This is a genomic window from Sutterella sp. KLE1602, from assembly GCF_001578585.1.
GTDB lineage: Bacteria > Pseudomonadota > Gammaproteobacteria > Burkholderiales > Burkholderiaceae_F > Sutterella > Sutterella wadsworthensis_A.
Genome location: NZ_KQ968525.1, coordinates 73,397 through 90,739, shown reverse-complemented (window position 1 = coordinate 90,739; position 17,343 = coordinate 73,397). Strand labels below are relative to the sequence as shown.

14 protein-coding genes are annotated in these 17,343 nt (G+C 64.0%); 6 read left to right on the top strand and 8 right to left on the bottom strand.

The window, feature by feature from the left end; translation table 11 throughout:
• The 4 genes from HMPREF3036_RS05020 to HMPREF3036_RS05005 form a co-directional block, all read right to left on the bottom strand.
• Positions 1–307: FMN-binding protein (locus HMPREF3036_RS05020; RefSeq protein WP_062332120.1), on the bottom strand; the 307-nt coding region annotated here is incomplete at its 3' end.
• A gap of 490 nt (positions 308–797) precedes the next feature.
• Positions 798–1,511, bottom strand: coding sequence for a Ni/Fe-hydrogenase, b-type cytochrome subunit (cybH, locus tag HMPREF3036_RS05015; RefSeq protein ID WP_062332116.1), 714 nt, complete (start codon positions 1,509–1,511; stop codon positions 798–800).
• 12 nt (positions 1,512–1,523) lie between these two features.
• Positions 1,524–3,287 (bottom strand): nickel-dependent hydrogenase large subunit, encoded by a 1,764-nt coding sequence (locus HMPREF3036_RS05010; protein WP_062332113.1) that lies wholly within the window; start codon positions 3,285–3,287, stop codon positions 1,524–1,526.
• A complete protein-coding gene (locus HMPREF3036_RS05005) occupies positions 3,284–4,384 on the bottom strand; it encodes a hydrogenase small subunit (protein ID WP_005436805.1) in 1,101 nt (366 codons plus the stop codon). The genes HMPREF3036_RS05010 and HMPREF3036_RS05005 overlap by 4 nt, the downstream gene beginning before the upstream one ends.
• Before the next feature lie 471 nt (positions 4,385–4,855).
• On the opposite strand from HMPREF3036_RS05005, the gene HMPREF3036_RS05000 reads away from it, so the two are divergent.
• The 4 genes from HMPREF3036_RS05000 (at position 4,856) to HMPREF3036_RS11840 (ending at position 8,822) form a co-directional block, all read left to right on the top strand.
• Entirely contained in the window at positions 4,856–5,857 is a 1,002-nt protein-coding gene (locus HMPREF3036_RS05000; RefSeq protein ID WP_005436804.1) for a TRAP transporter substrate-binding protein, read from the top strand.
• A 16-nt stretch (positions 5,858–5,873) separates the two neighbouring features.
• Entirely contained in the window at positions 5,874–7,157 is a 1,284-nt protein-coding gene (locus HMPREF3036_RS04995; RefSeq protein ID WP_005436803.1) for a TRAP transporter large permease, read from the top strand.
• On the top strand, positions 7,145–7,663 hold the full coding sequence (locus HMPREF3036_RS04990; protein WP_062332110.1) for a TRAP transporter small permease: 519 nt from the start codon (positions 7,145–7,147) through the stop codon (positions 7,661–7,663). Before HMPREF3036_RS04995 ends, HMPREF3036_RS04990 begins: the two co-directional genes overlap by 13 nt.
• A gap of 250 nt (positions 7,664–7,913) precedes the next feature.
• On the top strand, positions 7,914–8,822 hold the full coding sequence (locus tag HMPREF3036_RS11840; protein WP_369818384.1) for a cytochrome b/b6 domain-containing protein: 909 nt from the start codon (positions 7,914–7,916) through the stop codon (positions 8,820–8,822).
• Here the strand turns inward: HMPREF3036_RS11840 and HMPREF3036_RS04975 are convergent.
• The gene (locus HMPREF3036_RS04975) at positions 8,774–10,600 is read right to left on the bottom strand and encodes an aryl-sulfate sulfotransferase (RefSeq protein ID WP_062332101.1); all 1,827 of its coding nucleotides are present in this window, start codon (positions 10,598–10,600) and stop codon (positions 8,774–8,776) included. The genes HMPREF3036_RS11840 and HMPREF3036_RS04975 overlap by 49 nt on opposite strands.
• Positions 10,601–10,948: 348 nt before the next feature.
• Here HMPREF3036_RS04975 and HMPREF3036_RS04970 point away from each other — a divergent pair, with 348 nt between their 5' ends.
• Both HMPREF3036_RS04970 and HMPREF3036_RS04965 read left to right on the top strand, forming a co-directional pair.
• The gene (locus HMPREF3036_RS04970; RefSeq protein WP_062332098.1) at positions 10,949–11,902 is read left to right on the top strand and encodes a LysR family transcriptional regulator; all 954 of its coding nucleotides are present in this window, start codon (positions 10,949–10,951) and stop codon (positions 11,900–11,902) included.
• Positions 11,903–12,103: 201 nt separating this feature from the next.
• Positions 12,104–13,300 (top strand): porin, encoded by a 1,197-nt coding sequence (locus HMPREF3036_RS04965; RefSeq protein WP_062332095.1) that lies wholly within the window; start codon positions 12,104–12,106, stop codon positions 13,298–13,300.
• 128 nt (positions 13,301–13,428) lie between these two features.
• Here HMPREF3036_RS04965 and HMPREF3036_RS04960 read toward each other — a convergent pair whose 3' ends face one another.
• The 3 genes from HMPREF3036_RS04960 to HMPREF3036_RS04950 are packed head-to-tail and all read right to left on the bottom strand — an operon-like array spanning position 13,429 to position 17,202.
• On the bottom strand, positions 13,429–14,718 hold the full coding sequence (locus HMPREF3036_RS04960; RefSeq protein ID WP_062332092.1) for an FAD-dependent oxidoreductase: 1,290 nt from the start codon (positions 14,716–14,718) through the stop codon (positions 13,429–13,431).
• The gene (locus HMPREF3036_RS04955; protein WP_062332089.1) at positions 14,715–15,389 is read right to left on the bottom strand and encodes a response regulator transcription factor; all 675 of its coding nucleotides are present in this window, start codon (positions 15,387–15,389) and stop codon (positions 14,715–14,717) included. The genes HMPREF3036_RS04960 and HMPREF3036_RS04955 overlap by 4 nt, the downstream gene beginning before the upstream one ends.
• 25 nt (positions 15,390–15,414) lie before the next feature.
• On the bottom strand, positions 15,415–17,202 hold the full coding sequence (locus tag HMPREF3036_RS04950; RefSeq protein WP_156469741.1) for a sensor histidine kinase: 1,788 nt from the start codon (positions 17,200–17,202) through the stop codon (positions 15,415–15,417).
• Positions 17,203–17,343: the final 141 nt, after the last annotated feature.

The following is a 17,343-nucleotide window of genomic DNA, read 5'->3' as shown; positions in this document are numbered from 1 at the left end:
TGACGGCGTCGATGAAGCCCTTGGCGGAGAACGTGGCGCCGGAGACGAGATCAACGTCCGTGGAGGAGAGGGCCACGACCTGATCCTTGAGGTCCGTGAAGACCTTCTTGGCGAGAATCGGGTTTTCGGCGTTCTTGACGATCTTGATGTCCTGGATCTTGCCGGCATCGAACGTCACGGCGACCGTGATGTCGCCGTGCTTGCCAACGCCCGTGCCCTCGGCGGTCACCGGAGCGGCGAAGACGGAAGCAGAAAGCGTGCCGGCCGCGAGAAGAGCGGCAGCGGAGAGAAGAGTCTTCTTGAACATTTTGGCTGGTCCTTAAGATGAGTTCCCCTGAGGACGGTCCTCTGAGGAACTGCTTGGAGTGTAGGAGTACACGACGGTACGCATCATACACCAATACATTCCGTCCGGTCGGTTTTATATCAGCCAAAAACCTAGGACAATCCCTTAGGATTTTTACCAATAACGATTACCATTCCCTTGAGCATCAAGGCTTATGCAAAATCTGTGCTACAGGTCGGGATTTCCCTCATGGCACTTTCCCTCAACAATAAATACCGCTCAGTCGGTTTTCAGGAGCATAATGCGGACCCATGGAGCGGCCGCCCGCAGGGGAAAAAGTGTCGGGCTGGCCCGGCTCCGCATCCTCGGACGCCCGACTGCGTCCTCAGCATCCCAACCCACTTCAGGACCAGAAAAGAAGAAACAAGACAACAAAAAGAGGCCCGTCCCGGCATTGCTGCCTGAACGGGCCCCTTTGTTTTGCGGCTTCAGTCACCTGAGACAATCAGGCTCAACCGTGATGGTCCTCCTTGAACATGCGCAGGCCGGTGCTCATCGAGGAGAGCGTGGTGGCGCCGCCCATGACGTCTTCGCGGAAGCTCATGTAGATGTGGGCGATGCTGAAGAGGATGAACACGTACATCATCACGTGGTGCACCGTGCGGACCGCCTGGGCGTCTCCGAAGAGCACGAACACCCAGCCGAACCAGGCCATCCAGCTCGTGTCCCAGCCCCAGGACTGCGCGTAGAGCGCGAGGCCCGTGATGATGATCACGAAGGAGCCGAGCACGAACATCGCGAACATCGCGAGCTGCGCAAGCGGGTTGTGGCCGGCGTATTCAGGTGCGGACTTCCTCATGAAGAGGTAGTAGGCGACCTGGGCGAACACGCCCTTCCACCACTTCATCGACAACAGCGGCGGGAAGAAGATCATCCTCGCGTAGCGGTTGCCCACCGCCACCCAGAAGAGGCGGTAGATGAAGAGCGCCGTGAAGAACAGCCCCGCGGCGAAGTGCACCATGCGCACGTAGCCGAAGTCGTAGGTGATCCACGTGTCCCCGAGGTTGGAGACAAGCGGTCGGCCGATCAGGTAGCCGGTGATGATCATCGCGAACATCGCGACGGCCATCAGCCAGTGCCAGACTCGGATCGGGGCCTCCCAGACGTATACGGGCCGGGTGCCTCCGCTCGCATCGACTTCAAAAGTGACGGGATCGATTTTCATAGCGGCCTCCCATCAGCGCACCTTGACGCTGCAGAGTTCCTCGCCCTTCGGGCTCAGGAGATGAGTGGCGCAGGCCAGGCACGGGTCGAAGCTGTGGATCGTGCGGATGATTTCGAGCGGCTGGTCCTCGACGGCGACCGGGGTGCCGATGAGGCTCTGCTCGAAGGCGCCGAGCTCGCCCGAGGGAGAGCGCGGCGACGCGTTCCACGTCGTCGGCACGATGGCCTGCCAGTTGGCGATGCGCGTGTCCTTGATGACGCACCAGTGGCCGAGGGCGCCGCGCGGGGCCTCGCAGAAGCCCACGCCGCGGGCTTCCTTGGGCCAGGTGCTGGGCTCCCACTTCTCCATGTTGGCGGCGCATTCGTCGCCCGCACGGATGTTGGCCGTCAGGTCGTCGACGTACTGGACCATCTTCTGGGCGGCCCAACGGCACTCGAGCGCGCGGGCTGCGTGACGGCCGAGCGTCGAGAAGACGGCCTCGAGCGGCGCGTTGAGCTCCTCGAGGAGCGCCATGGCGGGCTCCTTGATGTGCGGCACGTTCTTGGCGACGCCCATGACGAGGCGCGAGAGCGGTCCGACTTCCATCATGTGGCCCTTCCAGCGCGGGCTCTTGATCCAGGAGTACTTGCCGTCGGCGCCGAGCCATTCGAACTTCGTCTTGTCGCCCACGGAGCCCTTCGAGAGCTCGAAGGCCTGCTCGGTGATGCCTTCCCACGGATGCAGGCCCTTGCCGGCGTCCGGATAGCGGTACCACGAGTGGTCCACGAATTCCTGGATCTCGTTGAGGTCGCGCAGGTCGACGTCGTGCACCTCGTTGAGGTTGCCGTTGATGATCGCGCCCCGCGGCAGCTGCATCGAGGCATCGGACCAGTCGTTGGCGATTTCGGGAAATTCGCCGTAGCAGAGGACATTCTTGTTGGAGAGGCCCGCGCCGTACTTGAACCATTCGGGATAGAAGCCCGCGATGGCCTTGATGTCCGGCAGATAGACGTTCTCGACGATCTCGAGCGAGCGCTTCGCAATGTCGCGCATGTAGTTGAGCGTCACCTCGTTGACCATCGTGCCCTGGGCGCCCGTATCGTGCATGTTGATCGGGCAGGCCATGCCGCCGACCAGATAGTTCGGATGCGGATTCTTGCCGCCAAGGATCGTGTGGATCTTGATGATCTCCTTCTGGAAGTCGAGCACTTCAAGATAGTGCGTGACGGCAAGAAGGTTCACGGCGGGCGGCAGCTTCATGGCCGGATGGCCCCAGTAGCCGTTCTTGAAGATGCCGAGCTGGCCGCTCGCGACGAACTTCTTCAGGCGGTTCTGGACGTCGCGGAAGTAGCCCACGGAGGCAAGCGGATGACTCGGGGAGATCTTCTGCTGGATCGCCGCGGTTTCGCGGGGATCGGCCTCAAGCGCCGAGACCACGTCGACCCAGTCGAGCGCGGAGAGCTGGTAGAAGTGCACCAGATGGTCATGCACGTAGAGCGTGGCATTGACCAGGTTGCGCATGATGTTGGCGTTCTTCGGAATCTTGATCCCGAGGGCGTCCTCGACGCTGCGCACGGCCGCAAGGGCGTGAATGCCCGTGCAGACGCCGCAGATGCGTTCGACGAAGGCCCAGGCGTCGCGCGGGTCGCGGCCCTTGAGAATGACCTCGAGGCCTCGCCACATCGTGCCGGTGCTCATGGAGTCGGCGATTCGTCCGTCGTCGCCGAGCGTGGCCTGGACGCGCAGGTGACCCTCGATTCGGGTGACCGGGTCCACAACAATTCTGCGTTCACTCATTCTTCCTTACCTCCGATGTCCTTGTTGGTCTTCTTGGCGCGGGCCTGCGACACGGCGGACATGGCCACGTGCGCGGCAGCCGCGACGCCGACGACGCCGAGCGTCGCGAGACCCACCTTGTCGGCGGTCGCCTCGATGCCGCCCCAGCCCGGAGGCAGGACCGTCGTCTCGTGCTCGTAGAAGGAGCCCTTGTCGAAGAAGTTGGGCTCGGAGCAGCCGATGCAGCCGTGGCCTGACTGGACCGGCCAGGAGAGGCCCTCGTTCCAGCGGATGGCCGAGCAGGCGTTGTAGGACGTCGGTCCCTTGCAGCCCACCTTGTAGAGGCAGTAGCCGAGCTTGGCGCCCTCGTCGTCGAACTTCTCGACGAACTGGCCCGCGTCGAAGTGGGCGCGGCGATAGCACTTGTCGTGAATGCGCTGGCCGTAGAACATCTTAGGACGGCCCATGCGGTCAAGCGGCGGCAGGCGGTCGTACGTGAGGATGTAGGTGACCACGCCCGTCATCACTTCGGGAATCGGCGGGCAGCCGGGCACGAGCACGATGGGCTTGTCCGTGATGATCTCCGTGATCGGCACGGCGTGCGTGGGATTGGGCTTGGCGGCCTGCACGCAGCCCCAGGCGGCGCAGGAGCCCCAGCCGATGACGGCCTTGGCGCCCGCAGCGACGTGCTTGATCTTCCTCAGGAAGGTCTCGCCGCCGGGAATGCAGTTCACGCCGTCGTCGTTGAGCGGCACGTTGCCCTCAACGGCAAGGATGTAGTTGCCCTTGTACTTCTCGATCGTGTCCTCGAGGGCGGCCTCGGCCTGATGACCGGCGGCGGCCATGATCGTGTCGTCGTAATCGAGCGAGATCATCGAGAGCACCAGGTCCTTGGCGACCGGATGGTAGCTGCGGATGAAGGATTCGGTGCAGCAGGTGCATTCAAGGCCGTGGAGCCAGATGACCGGCGTGCGGGGCTTCGTCTCCATCGCCTCGGCGATGTCCTTGGCGCCCGCGCTTCCAATCCCCAGGCTCGCGGCCGTGAGGGAGCAGAACTGCAGGAAGCTGCGTCGGGAAATGCCCTGACGCCGCAGCGCTTCGTATTGCGTTTCAAACATAGGATCTTCTCCGGTGAGGGCCTCCTGGCAGCTCTCCTGCTGCGCCGGGCCCGTCGTTTCAACGGTCCGTGCGTCTGAGCCGGCAAGCGGGAGCGAGGGCACCCGTCCGCCTTTTGCGACCGTTTGAGCACAGTCTAAACGTCCCCGAAGCGCCTCTCATACGGCAAAAGTCGCGCATTGGACATATGAGGCCTACCCCCAAAGTACTACCTCGGGTGAATTATCATATGGTCCGCGAAATCTTCATACGGTACGTGCTCCCATACGATGACATGAAATTGTCCTCCTATTCTTCATCCCTCTGCGGCAGTCGTCTGCATATGGAGAGCCTCGCGAATCTGTTGCGGGCGCGCGTTATCACCGTCTTTCGGCCGCAGGCGGCTCCCGTTATAATGGTTAGCTTCAAAAAAACGACATGTGCCTTCGCCCATGGGCGGAGGTTCAGGACAGACAACAGCGGGAGCCCACACAATGCCCAACTTCATCAAGACCGCCGCCGTGGCCGTCGCGGCCGCCCTTGCGTGCGCCGTCGCCGGTGCCGCCGACTTCTCCGCCCAGACGATCCGCCTCGCCCACACCGCGGCCGTCTCGCACGCCCACCACGAGGCCGCGCTTCAGTTCGCGAAGAACGTCTCCGAGCGCACGGGCGGCAAGGTCAAGGTCGAGGTCTACCCCGCAGGCGAGCTCGGCGACCAGCCCGCGCTTGCCGAACAGGTCACGCTCGGCGCGCTCGACAGCGCGGTCGTGAGCCTCGGCAACCTCGCCATGTACTCGAAGAAGCTCAACGCCATGACGGCTCCGTTCCTCTTCAAGGACTATGATCACGCCCACCGCACGATCGACGCCTTCGTCATGCCCTGGATGAACGAGGGCCTCGCCCAGCACGACGCCGTCGGCCTCTCCATGTTCGACTACGGCTTCCGCCAGACGACGACCAAGGGCGTGCCCGTCAACTCCGCCGCCGACCTCAAGGGCGTCAAGATCCGCGTTCCGCCCGCCACGGGCCTTCTCGCCGCCTTCGACGCCGTCGGCGCCAACACGCAGAAGATCGCCTACTCCGAGCTCTACACCAGCCTCAAGCAGGGCGTCGTGACGGGCGAGGAAAACCCCGTCTTCACGATTCTCGCCGACTCGCTCTTTGAAACCCAGGACGAGCTCGCGCTCACGAACCACTACTTCGACTGCCAGGTCCTTCTCTTCAACAAGATGTTCCTCGAGGGCCTCCAGCCCGAACTGCAGGCCATCCTGAAGGAAGAGGCCGTCAAGGCGCAGAACCTCACCCGCGACCGCATCAGCCACGGTGAAGCCGCCGTCATCGAGGAGCTCAAGAAGAAGGGCATGCACGTGACGAACCCCGACCGCGACTCCTTCGTGAAGCTCATGAAGCCCGCCTACGACAAGATTGGCGAGCTCGCGGGCAAGGACGAGATGAAGAAGCTCCTCGACGCCGTCGAGGCCAACCGCGCCAAGTAAGCACGGAAGCTCATCCATGCTGATGTTCGTCATTTTCGGGGCGGTGCTCCTGCTGATGCTTCTCGGCGTCAGCACGGCCGTGACCATGGGATTCGCCTCGATCGCGACCTTCCTCTTCGCGGGCGGCGACCCCACACGCCTCTTCCTCGTGCCGCAGCGCATGTTCGCGCAGGTCTCGGGGATCACGCTCATGTCGATTCCGTTCTTCCTTCTCATGGGGAACCTGATGACCGTGGGCGGCGTGAGCAAGTCGCTCTTCGGCTTCGGACGCGTCTGCCTCGGCCACCGCTGGGGCGGACTCTCCAACGCTGCCATCGTCGCCTGCGTCGTCATGGCCGCCATGAGCGGCTCGGCGGCCGCCTGCGCGGCGGGTATCGGCATGATCGCCATCAACGAAATGACGAAGTCGGGCTACGGGCGCCCGTTCAGCTGCGCGACGATCGCGGCGGGCGGCGCCCTCGGCCCCATCATCCCGCCCTCGATCACGCTCATCCTCTACGCGGGCCTCACGCAGACGAGCGTCAACTCGCTCTTTGCGGCGGGCGCCGTGCCGGGCCTCCTGCTCGGCATCATGTTCATGGGCTGGTCCTCCTGGGTCTCCGCGCGCCGAAACTACGCCAAGACCGAACCCGCGCCATGGCGCGAGCGCCTTCAGGCCTTCAGGGAGGCCTTCTTCGCGCTCATGACCCCCGTCATCGTGATGGGCGGCATGTTCGGCGGCATCTTCACGGCGACCGAAGCGGCCGCCGTCGCGTCCCTCTACGTGATGTTCCTCGGCTTCTTCGTTTACGGAACGCTCAGGGTGCGCGACCTTCCCGCCATCTTCTGGAACACGGTCGAGCAGACCGCCAAGGTGATGTTTGTCATTGCCACCGCGGGCTTCTTCCAGTACGTACTCCTCTACACCCGCATTCCGCAGCAGGCGATCGCCTTCATGTCGACCTCCTTTGCGACTGCGGCGCCCGTGCTCCTTCTCATCATCGCGCTCCTCGTGCTGATGGGCTGCTTCATGGAGGGCACGGCCATCCTCCTCATCACCGTCCCGATCTTCGTGCCGCTCGCCAAGAGCTTCGGCTACGACATCGTTCAGCTCGGCATCGTGATGTGCATCTCGCTCGCCATCGGCGTGCTCACGCCGCCCGTAGGCCTCAACCTCTACGTGATGAGCTCGATCACGGGCGAGCACGTCCTTGCCATCGCGAAGGAGGCCGTGGGCTACGTCCTCATCATGATCATCGTGGCGATCCTCGTCGCCTTCATCCCCGAGCTCTCGCTCGGCTTCGCCAAATGGGTGCCCTGATGTCCGCCGTCATGAACCTTCTCAAGGCGGCCGACCGCTGCGTCTCCGTCACGGCGCGCACCGTGAGCACGCTCGCGCTCGCAGGCATCTTCGTGATGTTCATCGCCAACGTCTTCGTGCGCTTCGTGCCCGTCTACAACTTCACCCAGACCGACGACTGGATCCAGATCCTGCTCGTCTGGATGATCTTCCCCGGCGCCATGGAACTCGTGCGCACGCGCGGCCACTTCGTCGTCGACGTCATCACCGACCGCGTCGCGGGCACGAACTTCGGCCACTGCTGCCGCCTCGCCGTCACCGTGATCGAGCTCGTCACCTACGCGCTCATCTGCTGGTACGGCGTCGTCTGGGTCCTGCGCGCACAGGCCACCTTCCAGTCGATCCCCTGGCTGCAGGTCCGCTGGGCCTACGCCGCCATCCCCGTCTCGGCCTTCTTCATGACGATCTACGGCGTTCGCGACCTGATCCTCGCCGTCAGGGCCTTCCTGCCCGCCAAGCCGGCCTGACCGCGGCAAACTCATCAGACTGTTCACAAATGCACGCATGGGCGCGGCTCCCGCCGGGAACCGCGCCCTTTTCATGCCCTCAACATGTCCTTCCCGGATTTCCTCCCACTTTGCCGACACGTCCTTGCGCTTCTTTACACGGGTCTGAACCAACATTGCCCCAAGACCTCGTGGCGCGATTGAAAACACGCTCGGGAGGCCTTTCGCTCCCCTCCGCTCGTTCAACACGCCGCAGATCCGTCATTCCGCCTTGAGGGCGCTCCGCGGCACAACCCGTACAGGAGTCCCCTTATGCACACGCTCGTCAGGCACGCCTCGGTCAAGCGCTTCCATCCCTCCGACCAGATCGTCCACTTCCTCAACCTCATCTGCCGGGGCGCTCGCCGCCTCAGGCATTGCGCTCGGATCCGCCGCACGCGCAGGCATACGCCCGGAACGCCTCGACGTCTCCGTCCACTTCATCGCGGGCTTCGCGCTCATCATCGTCATCGCCGCATGGCTCGTCTTCTCGCACGCGAGGGCAAGGCGCTTCGTGCACGAAATCCTACGCACCGAGCGCCCGTTCCTCGCCTGGCTGCACAATCTCGGCGGCTATCCAACAAAGCTTCTCAGGTTCCTGCGCCTCACGAAGGCCGAACCCTCGACCGCGCCGCAAGGCCGCTACAACGCGGGCCAGCGCATCGCCTACGCGCTCCTCGTGCTCCTCAACCTCACGCTGATCGGCACGGGCGTGCTCCTCTTCATCCTGCACCAGCCTCATGAGCAGTCGCCGTTCTATCAGGGCGCGCTCGCTGCCCACAGTTTTGCCTTCAAGGCGGGCGTCCTGATTCTTCTCGCCCACATTCCGATGGGGCTTCTCTCTCGCACAACTCAAGGCGATCCTGCCTGGCTCGGGCGGACGCATTCCCGCAGAGACGGCCGCAAAGCACGCCCCGCTCTTGTTCCGCGAGGACCTCGAGCCCCATGCGGGCGCTCCCGGCCTTCTCGTCGAGCGGTGCCTCTGACTCAGGGACGCATTCCTCGGAATGTGAAGGACCTCCGGCGCTGGCAGTCGCCGGAGGTCCTTCTTTCTTCATGGGGCCGCACGAGGCCCGTGCGGATGCCTCAGGATCAGTTTTCCGTGAAGGCCTTCTTCACGCTGATCGGGAAGGCACGGTAGCCGCTGCCCGGGCTCATCTGAATTTCGACGGCGGGCTCCTTGGCGCCCCATTCGAATTCATTAAGAACAGGACGCGGAGGCGTCGAGGAGCCGCCCGAGAGGCTGAAGTCCATGCCGGCCGTGGCGGAGTACACCATGACGGAGTCCTTGTCGGCTTCGTAGCGGGTGAGCGACGTGACCGGGCTGTACCAGTCGTGGCCGCGTTCCTTGCCGTATTCCCAGACCTGCTCGACGGTCATGTTCTTCTGGTCGATCTTGTAGATGACGGCGCGGCTGTACTTCATCGAGGCGAGGGCCGGCTGGTCGAGATTGCGGGCGTCGCCGTTGTCGAAGACGGAGATCATGCAGTAGCGCTTGTCGGACTTTTCATCAACGCGGAAGGCCGTGTGCTGCGTGTACGTCCAGTCGAAGTCGGTGTCCGTGCACTCGACGTCCGTGCAGTTGAGCTTCTGGCCCTTGGCGGAGACCGGCGTGAGCAGAGCCTCCTTCCAGGGAGAGCGCCAGCCCTTGGGTACGCCGAGGATCCACTTGACCTTCTTGTCGCGGCCGATCTTGATGCAGGCGGACTGATGGCGCGAGGAGATGATGATCGAGTCGTCGGTCGGGTCGTAGTCGACGGAGTTGACGTGAGCCCAGTTGCGGCCCGGACCCACGCCGGCGATGTCGCCGAATTCGCCTTCGGCCTCCTGCTTGGCGAGCTCTTCGGCGGAGAGCGTGTGGCCGGACTTCGACGGGTCGATGTTCAGGCACACGGCGCCCTGGTCAAGGGCCTTGATCACGTCGGAGCGATACGGGTCGAGGATGTCGAAGAGACGCCATTCGTCGACTACCGTGCCGTTCTGGTCGACTTCGATGATCACGTCGCGCACCGTGTGCACGCGCTTTTCATCGGCGCGACGCAGGTCGGCGGAGGAGACGCGCAGGAAGTAGTGGCCGTTCTGGGCGGGATCCAGGGCGTGGGAGAAGTCGGCGTAGGCGTTGGGCAGACGGCGGTTCCAGATCTTGCGGCCCATGAGGTCGTACTTGGCGTAGCGCTGGCCGAAGCCGAAAGTGAGGCAGCCGTCCAGATTCTGGTGGAAGCCCATCATCACGCCGTTGGAATACGGATCCTCGGGCTTCCAGAGGTCGCGGTAGTCGAGGAACCAACGGATTTCGCCCTTCGTGTCGATGATGACCGTCTTGGGCGGGAACTGCCAGGTCATGGCGCCGCCCATCGGGTTGTTCCAGATGGTGCGCATGGTCTGGGCGTTCGGCGTGCCGAGGTTGTTGACGAAGTAGAGGCGGTCGGCGAACTTCTTGGAGACCTTCTTCACGTTGGCCTTGAACATCAGGCTCTTTTCGTGCGGGGCGCCGGACGGAATGCCGGTGATCGGGCCGGCGTAGATCGTGTAGGTGAACTTGACGGTTTCGACCTGGCCCTTGAAGCGCTTCTTGGCGGTCACTTCGACCTGGTTCTGGTAGTCGGCGTACAGACCGAAGACCGGCACGCCGCCGTGCGTGAGGAGCTGGGAGCGGGAGACCTTGTAGGCGATTTCCTGACCGCCCTTCTTCGGCACGACGCGCACGTCGGCATCGAGAAGTTCATAGCCGCCGTTCTTGATGATGGCAGTGAGCGGCGCAATGCCGTACGGATTGACGAGCACTTCGCCCAACGGACCGTAAAGGGCCGCAAAGCCCACGACGTTGTAGCCCGAGGCGGTGCCCATGGCCATGGCGCCGCCCGTGGCGCCCGCGGTCGCCGCAAGCACGGCACAGCTCAAAAACTTTCTGCGGTTCATCTTCTCTATTCCTTTGTGAATGTCGCGCGGACGTCCGCATCCGCGAAACGCCCGACGCACTGGTCGGATGAGGCGGGACGAGTCAAGCCGCCGCCCTACGTTCCGAATGTTACAGAGCGTGTTTTCTGCCTTCCATAAGCTCATTCCTCCTCCATTTTGCGAATTCGGCCATGAGCCTTTTGTCAGATCTGGCGATTTCGTGCGCGCCGTTCGGGTTATTCCCAACCGGCTCGCCCACACCGGAGAAACGCTTCGTGCTAACCTCATGGATCCATCAAAGCACCTGCCGCAGAAGGAGTTCGGAGCATCCACCCGAACGTCGTTTTTTTTCAGCCCGGGACCAGCACCATGATTCAGTCCTCCCTGAGCCAGCAGGACCTTCTCTTCTTCGTGACGCTCTGCCGCCTTCAGTCCCTGACCGTCAGCGCCCAAAAGCTCAACCTCAGCCTGTCGTCCGCCTGCCGCATGCTCACGCACCTTCGCGAGACCTTCGGAGAGCCGCTCTTCGTACGCAGCCGCAGCGGCCTCATGCCCACGCCGGGCGCCATGGCCCTTCTGCCCAAGGCGATCATGCTGCTTGACGGCTTCGACGACCTGTTCGAGCCTCCCGTCTTCGATCCCGCGCAGGCCCAGCGCCTCATCCGCATCGCCTGCGCAGACTTCGGCGCGGTTTCGATTCTCACGAAGGTGATTCCCGCCATCATTGACAAGGCGCCGCATCTCGACTTCCAGATCCTGCCAATCGAATCGGACCTCGTCGGCAAGCTGAGCACGGGCGAAATCGACTTCGGCATCTTCCCGACGGAAAAGACGTCGCCCGGGATCCGCAGCGTGCGCATTCTCGAGTCGCCGTACCGCTACGTCGTGCGCCGCGGGCATCCGCTCGAGGCGATCTACCACGCCGAAAGGAAGCTCACCGAGGAGGACCTCGCGCGCTGGCCCAACATCAGCGTGCACGTTCCGCCCGGGAGCGGGATCGCCCCGCCGGCTCACACCGACGCGCGCCGCAACCTGCCCGGCCGCACGCAGGTCCGCTCGGCCTACATCCTGCCTCAGCCCGCGCTCATTGCGGCGACGGACCTCGTGGGCATCATGCCCGAAGTCCTGATCCGCGGCGCGCAGGACGCGGGCATCGCCATTTCGGCGCTCTCGCCCATCTTCTCGGGCATGGTGCACAGGCCGCACCTTCTCTGGCACGAACGCAACGACGGCGACACGTTGCTTCGCTGGGTGATGGCACTCTTCGTGTACGTCTTTCATGAGGAAAAGGAGGGTCCGACCTTCCAATATCCGACTTCGTAGTTTCCCGAGGATTTGCCGATTTTCGAGAAACACAACATCGCTTTCAGACAATCGGCACGGGAATCCTCACAAGAGACAGGGCCCACAGCATTCTCTAATCTTCGTTTTGTCGCAAAAACGGCCGACCAAACTCAGGCCGCCGGCAAACGCAGGCGCCCCCTCGTTTTTGCGACCCAACCAACACACAAGGATTAGACCATCATGGACCCCGTTCTCTGCACCCGCGGCGCCCTTGCCGCCGTCGCCATGGCTTTCGCCGGCGCGGCCTTCGCCGGCGGCCCCGGCATCAACCTCCCCGCTCCCGCCCTCCAGGAAGGCTTCAGCATCCACGGCCTCATCGACACCGGCTTCCAGATCCATCACGCCAACGGCACCACGAGCGCCCGCATGATGCCCAACGGTGACGAAACCTCGGCCTTCCACCTGCGCGCCCGTGAAAACCTCCACGGCGGCAACTACGTCCGTCTGAAGCTCTCCGCGCCCTTCAAGCCCGACAGCGGCGAATTCAACAACAAGAACACGTCCGGGGATCCGATTCTCTTCAACGAAGCCTTCGTCGCCGTGGGCGGCGAATGGGGCGAGCTCGCCGCAGGACGTCTTGCGAACATCTTCTCGGGCAACGGCGACTTCGGTCTGTGCCCGCACATCAACCCGTCGCCCATGGGCACGAACTTCCCGAACGCCGGCCTCACGCCGATCTTCTCCTCGGGCTACTACTACAACAATTCGGTCATCTACAACTCGCCCCGCGTCAACGGCTTCCACGTCGCCGCCATGTATTCGAACGGCCGTGACGACGACTCCGTGAGCCGCGGCAAGAGCGACCAGTTCAGCGCGCTCGCCCTCACCTACATCGGCGAGAGCTTCAAGTTCGCGGTCATTCCGACCTACATCGACAGCGACTCGCTGAAGACGGCGACCGTCACACCTAATGACGAATACGGCATCGCGCTTCTGGGCAGCTACTGGCCCGAACCTACGATGGGCCTGCACTTCGGCTATCAGTTCGTTCGTGACGGCCGCGCGCTCGGCGGCAGCTACTTCAACTACTTCACGCCGGCCGCCGCCGGCGGCCCGGGCATCGCCAAGTCCGAACGCGGCGTCGACACGCACGCGCTCTCGCTCGGCTTCTCCAAGCGCTTCGGCGCCCAGAAGATCTCGATCGTCCTCATGGGCAACAAGGTCGAATACAAGGGCGACAGCGCCGTCGACGGCGACCACGAAGGTTGGCGCGTCATTCCCGCGACGATCTACCGCTACTACCTGAGCAAGCGCACGCACTTCTGGGCGTCCGCAAGCACCTCCCAGAGCGGCGGTCTCTACAAGAAGGCCCGCGAATTCGAAAAGGATCCGACGAAGGCCTGGGACGTAGGCGCGGGGCTCGTGCACCACTTCTGATCCCGAGCGTCTCTCCGAAGCCCGGGCCTGCTCCCGGCTTAGAACGTGCCCATGCCGAGCACACTGACAAGGGCGCGGACTCGATTCGAGCCGTGCCCTTCTTCCTGCGTTTCTTCGCCGTCCGTCCCTCAGTCCTGACGCTTGACGGCCCTGCCGTTCTTCACGAGTGTTCTCGCCGCGATTCGTCCGAAAACCGCAGCCGACGCGAGCATGTCGCCCATGAGGGCGTGTTCGCCGTGAATGCCGCCCGTAATGTCGCCCGCGGCCGCAAGTCCCTTCATGGGTCTGCCCCTGCGGTCGATCACCTCGGCCTTCTCGTTGATCTCGAGACCGCCGTAGGACCAGAGGATTCTCGGCAGAACGGGCCTGATCTCGACGCCCGGACCGATCGGCCTCATCGTGAGGGGATCGCGTCCGAGAGAATCCCTTTCCTTCGTACGAATGCAGTCGTTGTAACCCGAGATCGTCGCGATGACCGTCTCCCTGAAGGCCGTCGTGGGCCTGAGGGGTTCGGCGCCCGGTGCATTGATCACCATCCAGGCCATGCCGTCCGGCTGTCTGACGACGGCCTCGGCGAGCGTGGATCGGCGACGGTCCTCGCGCATGAAGCGTTCGCCTCGCGCGTTGACGAGGATGTAGTCGGACGGATCCCCCGGAAGACCGAGCGTGGACGCAAAGAGTCGGACCTCGAAATAGGACATGCCCACGAGCGCCGCGCCGATGTCGGCAGCGGCCTGAATGAGACTCCCGTCCGCACCTTCGTCAAGGGCGGGGAGAACGTCGGAGAGGCCCGGCGCATAAAGCCGCATCATCTCCATGTTCCGAGAGAAGCCGCCGCCCGCGAGCACGACGCCGAGCCTCGAGGTGAGCCTGAAAGGCTCGCCCGAAAGCAGCCCCTCGACGCCCGTCACGGCGTCGCCCGACTTTCTGAGCGCCGTCACCTCAGCATTGCAGACGATGGGAACGCCGAAGGGCCTGAGGGCGGAGCGCAGCGCGCTCAGATAGGCCTCGCCCGCGCCCCTCAGGGGCATGTGCGTGCGCGGATAGACGCCGCCCAGTACGCGGCGGATGCCGGGCTCGAACTCAAGCCCGAGCGCCTCGAGCCACTGGAGCGTCGAGTACGCCTCATAGCAGAGCGTGCGCATCAGCGGCTCGCGGGCCTTGCCCCTCGAGACTTCGAGGGCCTGCCTCAGGTGCTTCTCGGGACTGTCGTCAATGCCGAGCGCAATCTGCCTGCGGGCGTCCGCGGCGTTGAAGAAGCCGTAGGCGCGGCAGGTGAGGCCGCCGGGCTCGCAGGCCTTCTCGAGGATGACGGGACTGTAGCCAAACTCGGCGACGGTGAGCGCGGCGGAGAGGCCCGCAAGTCCCGAGCCCACGACGATGACGTCGAAGCCGTCGGATCTGAGGAGCCGCTTCACTGCAGGACTCCGCGGGCGCGCAGGCGCGCGATGATCTGCGCGACACCCACGGCGTTCTCAACGCCGAGCTTCGAGCAGACGTGGGCGACGTGGACCTGTGCGGTGCGCTCGGCGATGCCGAGTACGTCGGAGACGGCCTTCGTGGTGAGGCCCTCGGCGGCGAGCTGCGCGACCTGGCACTCGCGGGGACTGAGCGCCTGCCAGAGGCCCGCAAGTTCGCGGACCGTTTCGGCCTCGGCCGCTTCCTCGCAGCTTCTTGCGACGGCGCGGTCGATCGAGGAGAGGAGCTTCTCGTCGACGACGGGCTTCGTGAGGAAGTCCACCGCGCCGCGCCTCATCGCCTTGACGGCCATCTCGATGTCGCCGTGGGCGCTCACGAAGATGACGGGCAGGCGGTTTGCGAGCTCGATGAGCTTCTGGTGCAGCTCCATGCCCATGATGCCCGTCATGCGGACGTCGAAGACGCCGCAGCCCGGCACCGTCGGGTCGTCCTCCTCGAGGAAGGCCTCGGCGCTCGGGTAGGTCTTCACGCGCCAGCCCTCGCTTTCAATCAGGAACTTGTAGGACTCGCGCACGCCGCCGTCGTCGTCGACGATGCGAATGAGCGCGATGCGCTTGACGGGATCCATGTGCTCCGGTTCTAGGAGATCCGAAAGATTGATCTTTTCCATGATTCGATTTTCTTGGTGTTGAGGCTCAGAGATCGGGGCGGGCGGGAAGCCTCGCCTCCACCCTGACGCCCTGCGGCTCGACGACGTCGAAGACGATCGTACCGCCGTAGGCCTCGATGATGCGGCGAACGATCGCAAGGCCGAGTCCGAGGCCGCCCGACTTCTCGCTCCTGAGAGGAACGAGGAAGGCGTCGATCTCGGCCTTCGTCCTCACGGGACCGTTGTCGGTGACGGTGATGACGACTTCATCGCCTATCCTTTCGCCCGCCAAAACGACGCGGGGCACCCCGTCCGCCTGTGCGGCGCTCTCGCCCGCATTCTTCACGAGGTTTCTGAGCACGAGTTCGATTTCGAGCGAATCGCCCTCGACGAAGAGGCCTGCGGGCACCTCGGACTCGAAGGAGACCCTGGCGTTGGAGGCGCGCATCGAGGAAACGACCTTGGCGCTCATCTGCGTGAGGTCGACGGGGGTGATCTGGCGGCGCTTTCGGGCGTAGTCGCGCACGTGCTCGACGATGTCGCTCGCGCGCTCGTTCTCGGCGAGGATCCTGCCGAGCGCGAATTCGAGCGAGTCGGCGGTGAGCGTGCCGTTGGCGATGCGGCGCCTGACGCCCATCGCGAAGTTGGTGACGGCGGCGAGCGGCTGCCTGAGCTCATGGGCCACGATGTTCAACATCTGGGAGACGGCCGTCATGCGCTCGAGGGCCTCGAACTGGCGCTCGGAGGCCTGCTGGCGCTTGACCGTCTCCATGAGTTCGGCGCTGCGGCGACGCACGAGCCGCTCGGCCGCGACCGAATGCCAGATCATGCCGATGAGGATCGCCGCGGCGAGGATCACCCAGGCGGCGTGCTCGCGCATCTCCTCGAGAAGCGTCTTCTTCTGATAGCTCATGTAGACGGGATCGCGCATGCGCTCGGCCGCCAGATGCACGGAGCGATAGTCCGCAGGACGCACCCAGTGGATGTCGGGAGCGATGTCAAGCGCGAAGAGCGTTGCGGCAAATTCGAGCAGCCCCATGCGCGCGACCGAAAGACCCGCCGCGAACACGCGTCCCGGCATCGGGGTCACGGAACTCACGAGCCCCGTCTCGTCGTCGACGCGCATGTCGACCTTGACGAAGCCGCTGAAGAGGTCGGAACTCGTCTCGCGCAACAGGTCGGTCGAGACCGCGAAGAGCTTGTCGCCGCGCTCGACCGCCCTTCTGATGATCTCGGAGGGCGTCCCGCCATCGGAGGCGACACGCACCTTGACGGGCGCTAGGCGACGGCTCGAAAGCTCGTTCTGAAGGAGGAAGGTCGTGTCGACCTCGTCGCCCTTGACCACGGTGACGGTCTCGCCCGCGATGTCGCTCAGGTGCGGCTTCGCCAGACCGTCCTCATCGGCGTCGGGCGTCGCGAAGACGAGCGCGGAGACGACGGGGCGAAGCTCGGCGCCGGGCTCACAGTCGGGGATGTCCACGCTCAGCGACGCCATCGGAATGAAGCCGTTGTAGCGCTCGAGGAGCGCAAAGACGCGCGGGCTCACGATCGCGAAGTCGAGTCCCTGATAGGCGTTGAGGTCAAGGCTCGAGGCGGCGGGAATGGGTCTCGTCACGAAGATGCGGTCCTCGGTGAGGTCGTTGAGTTCGGCAATCGTGCGCCTGAAGTAGTCGGCCTGCGAATCGGAGATGCCGTCCTGGATGCCGACGACGCGCACGACTCTGGGCGCCGCCCATGCCGACGAGCCCGTCACGGACATCAGAATGGCCGCCAGGCAGAGGATGGCGGTGAGCGTGCGGAGGATTCCTGCAGGTGTTCGGGATTGACTTATCATTGTGGAACGCATTTCGGGTGTGGCCCGGACTCCTATTGTACGGAGAGTCGGGACCATGCGGCCGAAACTTTCTGTCCCTTCCACTTGCCCAGCACAGGAGCCACATGCCCGAAGACCTCAAGATCGACCGCCGAACCCTGC

Coding starts and splice junctions, on each gene's coding strand:
- cybH (WP_062332116.1), bottom strand. CDS start 1,511: ATGAAAATCGATCCCGTCACTTTTGAAGTCGATGCGAGCGGAGGCACC.
- HMPREF3036_RS05010 (WP_062332113.1), bottom strand. CDS start 3,287: ATGAGTGAACGCAGAATTGTTGTGGACCCGGTCACCCGAATCGAGGGT.
- HMPREF3036_RS05005 (WP_005436805.1), bottom strand. CDS start 4,384: ATGTTTGAAACGCAATACGAAGCGCTGCGGCGTCAGGGCATTTCCCGA.
- HMPREF3036_RS05000 (WP_005436804.1), top strand. CDS start 4,856: ATGCCCAACTTCATCAAGACCGCCGCCGTGGCCGTCGCGGCCGCCCTT.
- HMPREF3036_RS04995 (WP_005436803.1), top strand. CDS start 5,874: ATGCTGATGTTCGTCATTTTCGGGGCGGTGCTCCTGCTGATGCTTCTC.
- HMPREF3036_RS04990 (WP_062332110.1), top strand. CDS start 7,145: ATGGGTGCCCTGATGTCCGCCGTCATGAACCTTCTCAAGGCGGCCGAC.
- HMPREF3036_RS04975 (WP_062332101.1), bottom strand. CDS start 10,600: ATGAACCGCAGAAAGTTTTTGAGCTGTGCCGTGCTTGCGGCGACCGCG.
- HMPREF3036_RS04970 (WP_062332098.1), top strand. CDS start 10,949: ATGATTCAGTCCTCCCTGAGCCAGCAGGACCTTCTCTTCTTCGTGACG.
- HMPREF3036_RS04965 (WP_062332095.1), top strand. CDS start 12,104: ATGGACCCCGTTCTCTGCACCCGCGGCGCCCTTGCCGCCGTCGCCATG.
- HMPREF3036_RS04955 (WP_062332089.1), bottom strand. CDS start 15,389: ATGGAAAAGATCAATCTTTCGGATCTCCTAGAACCGGAGCACATGGAT.
- HMPREF3036_RS04950 (WP_156469741.1), bottom strand. CDS start 17,202: ATGATAAGTCAATCCCGAACACCTGCAGGAATCCTCCGCACGCTCACC.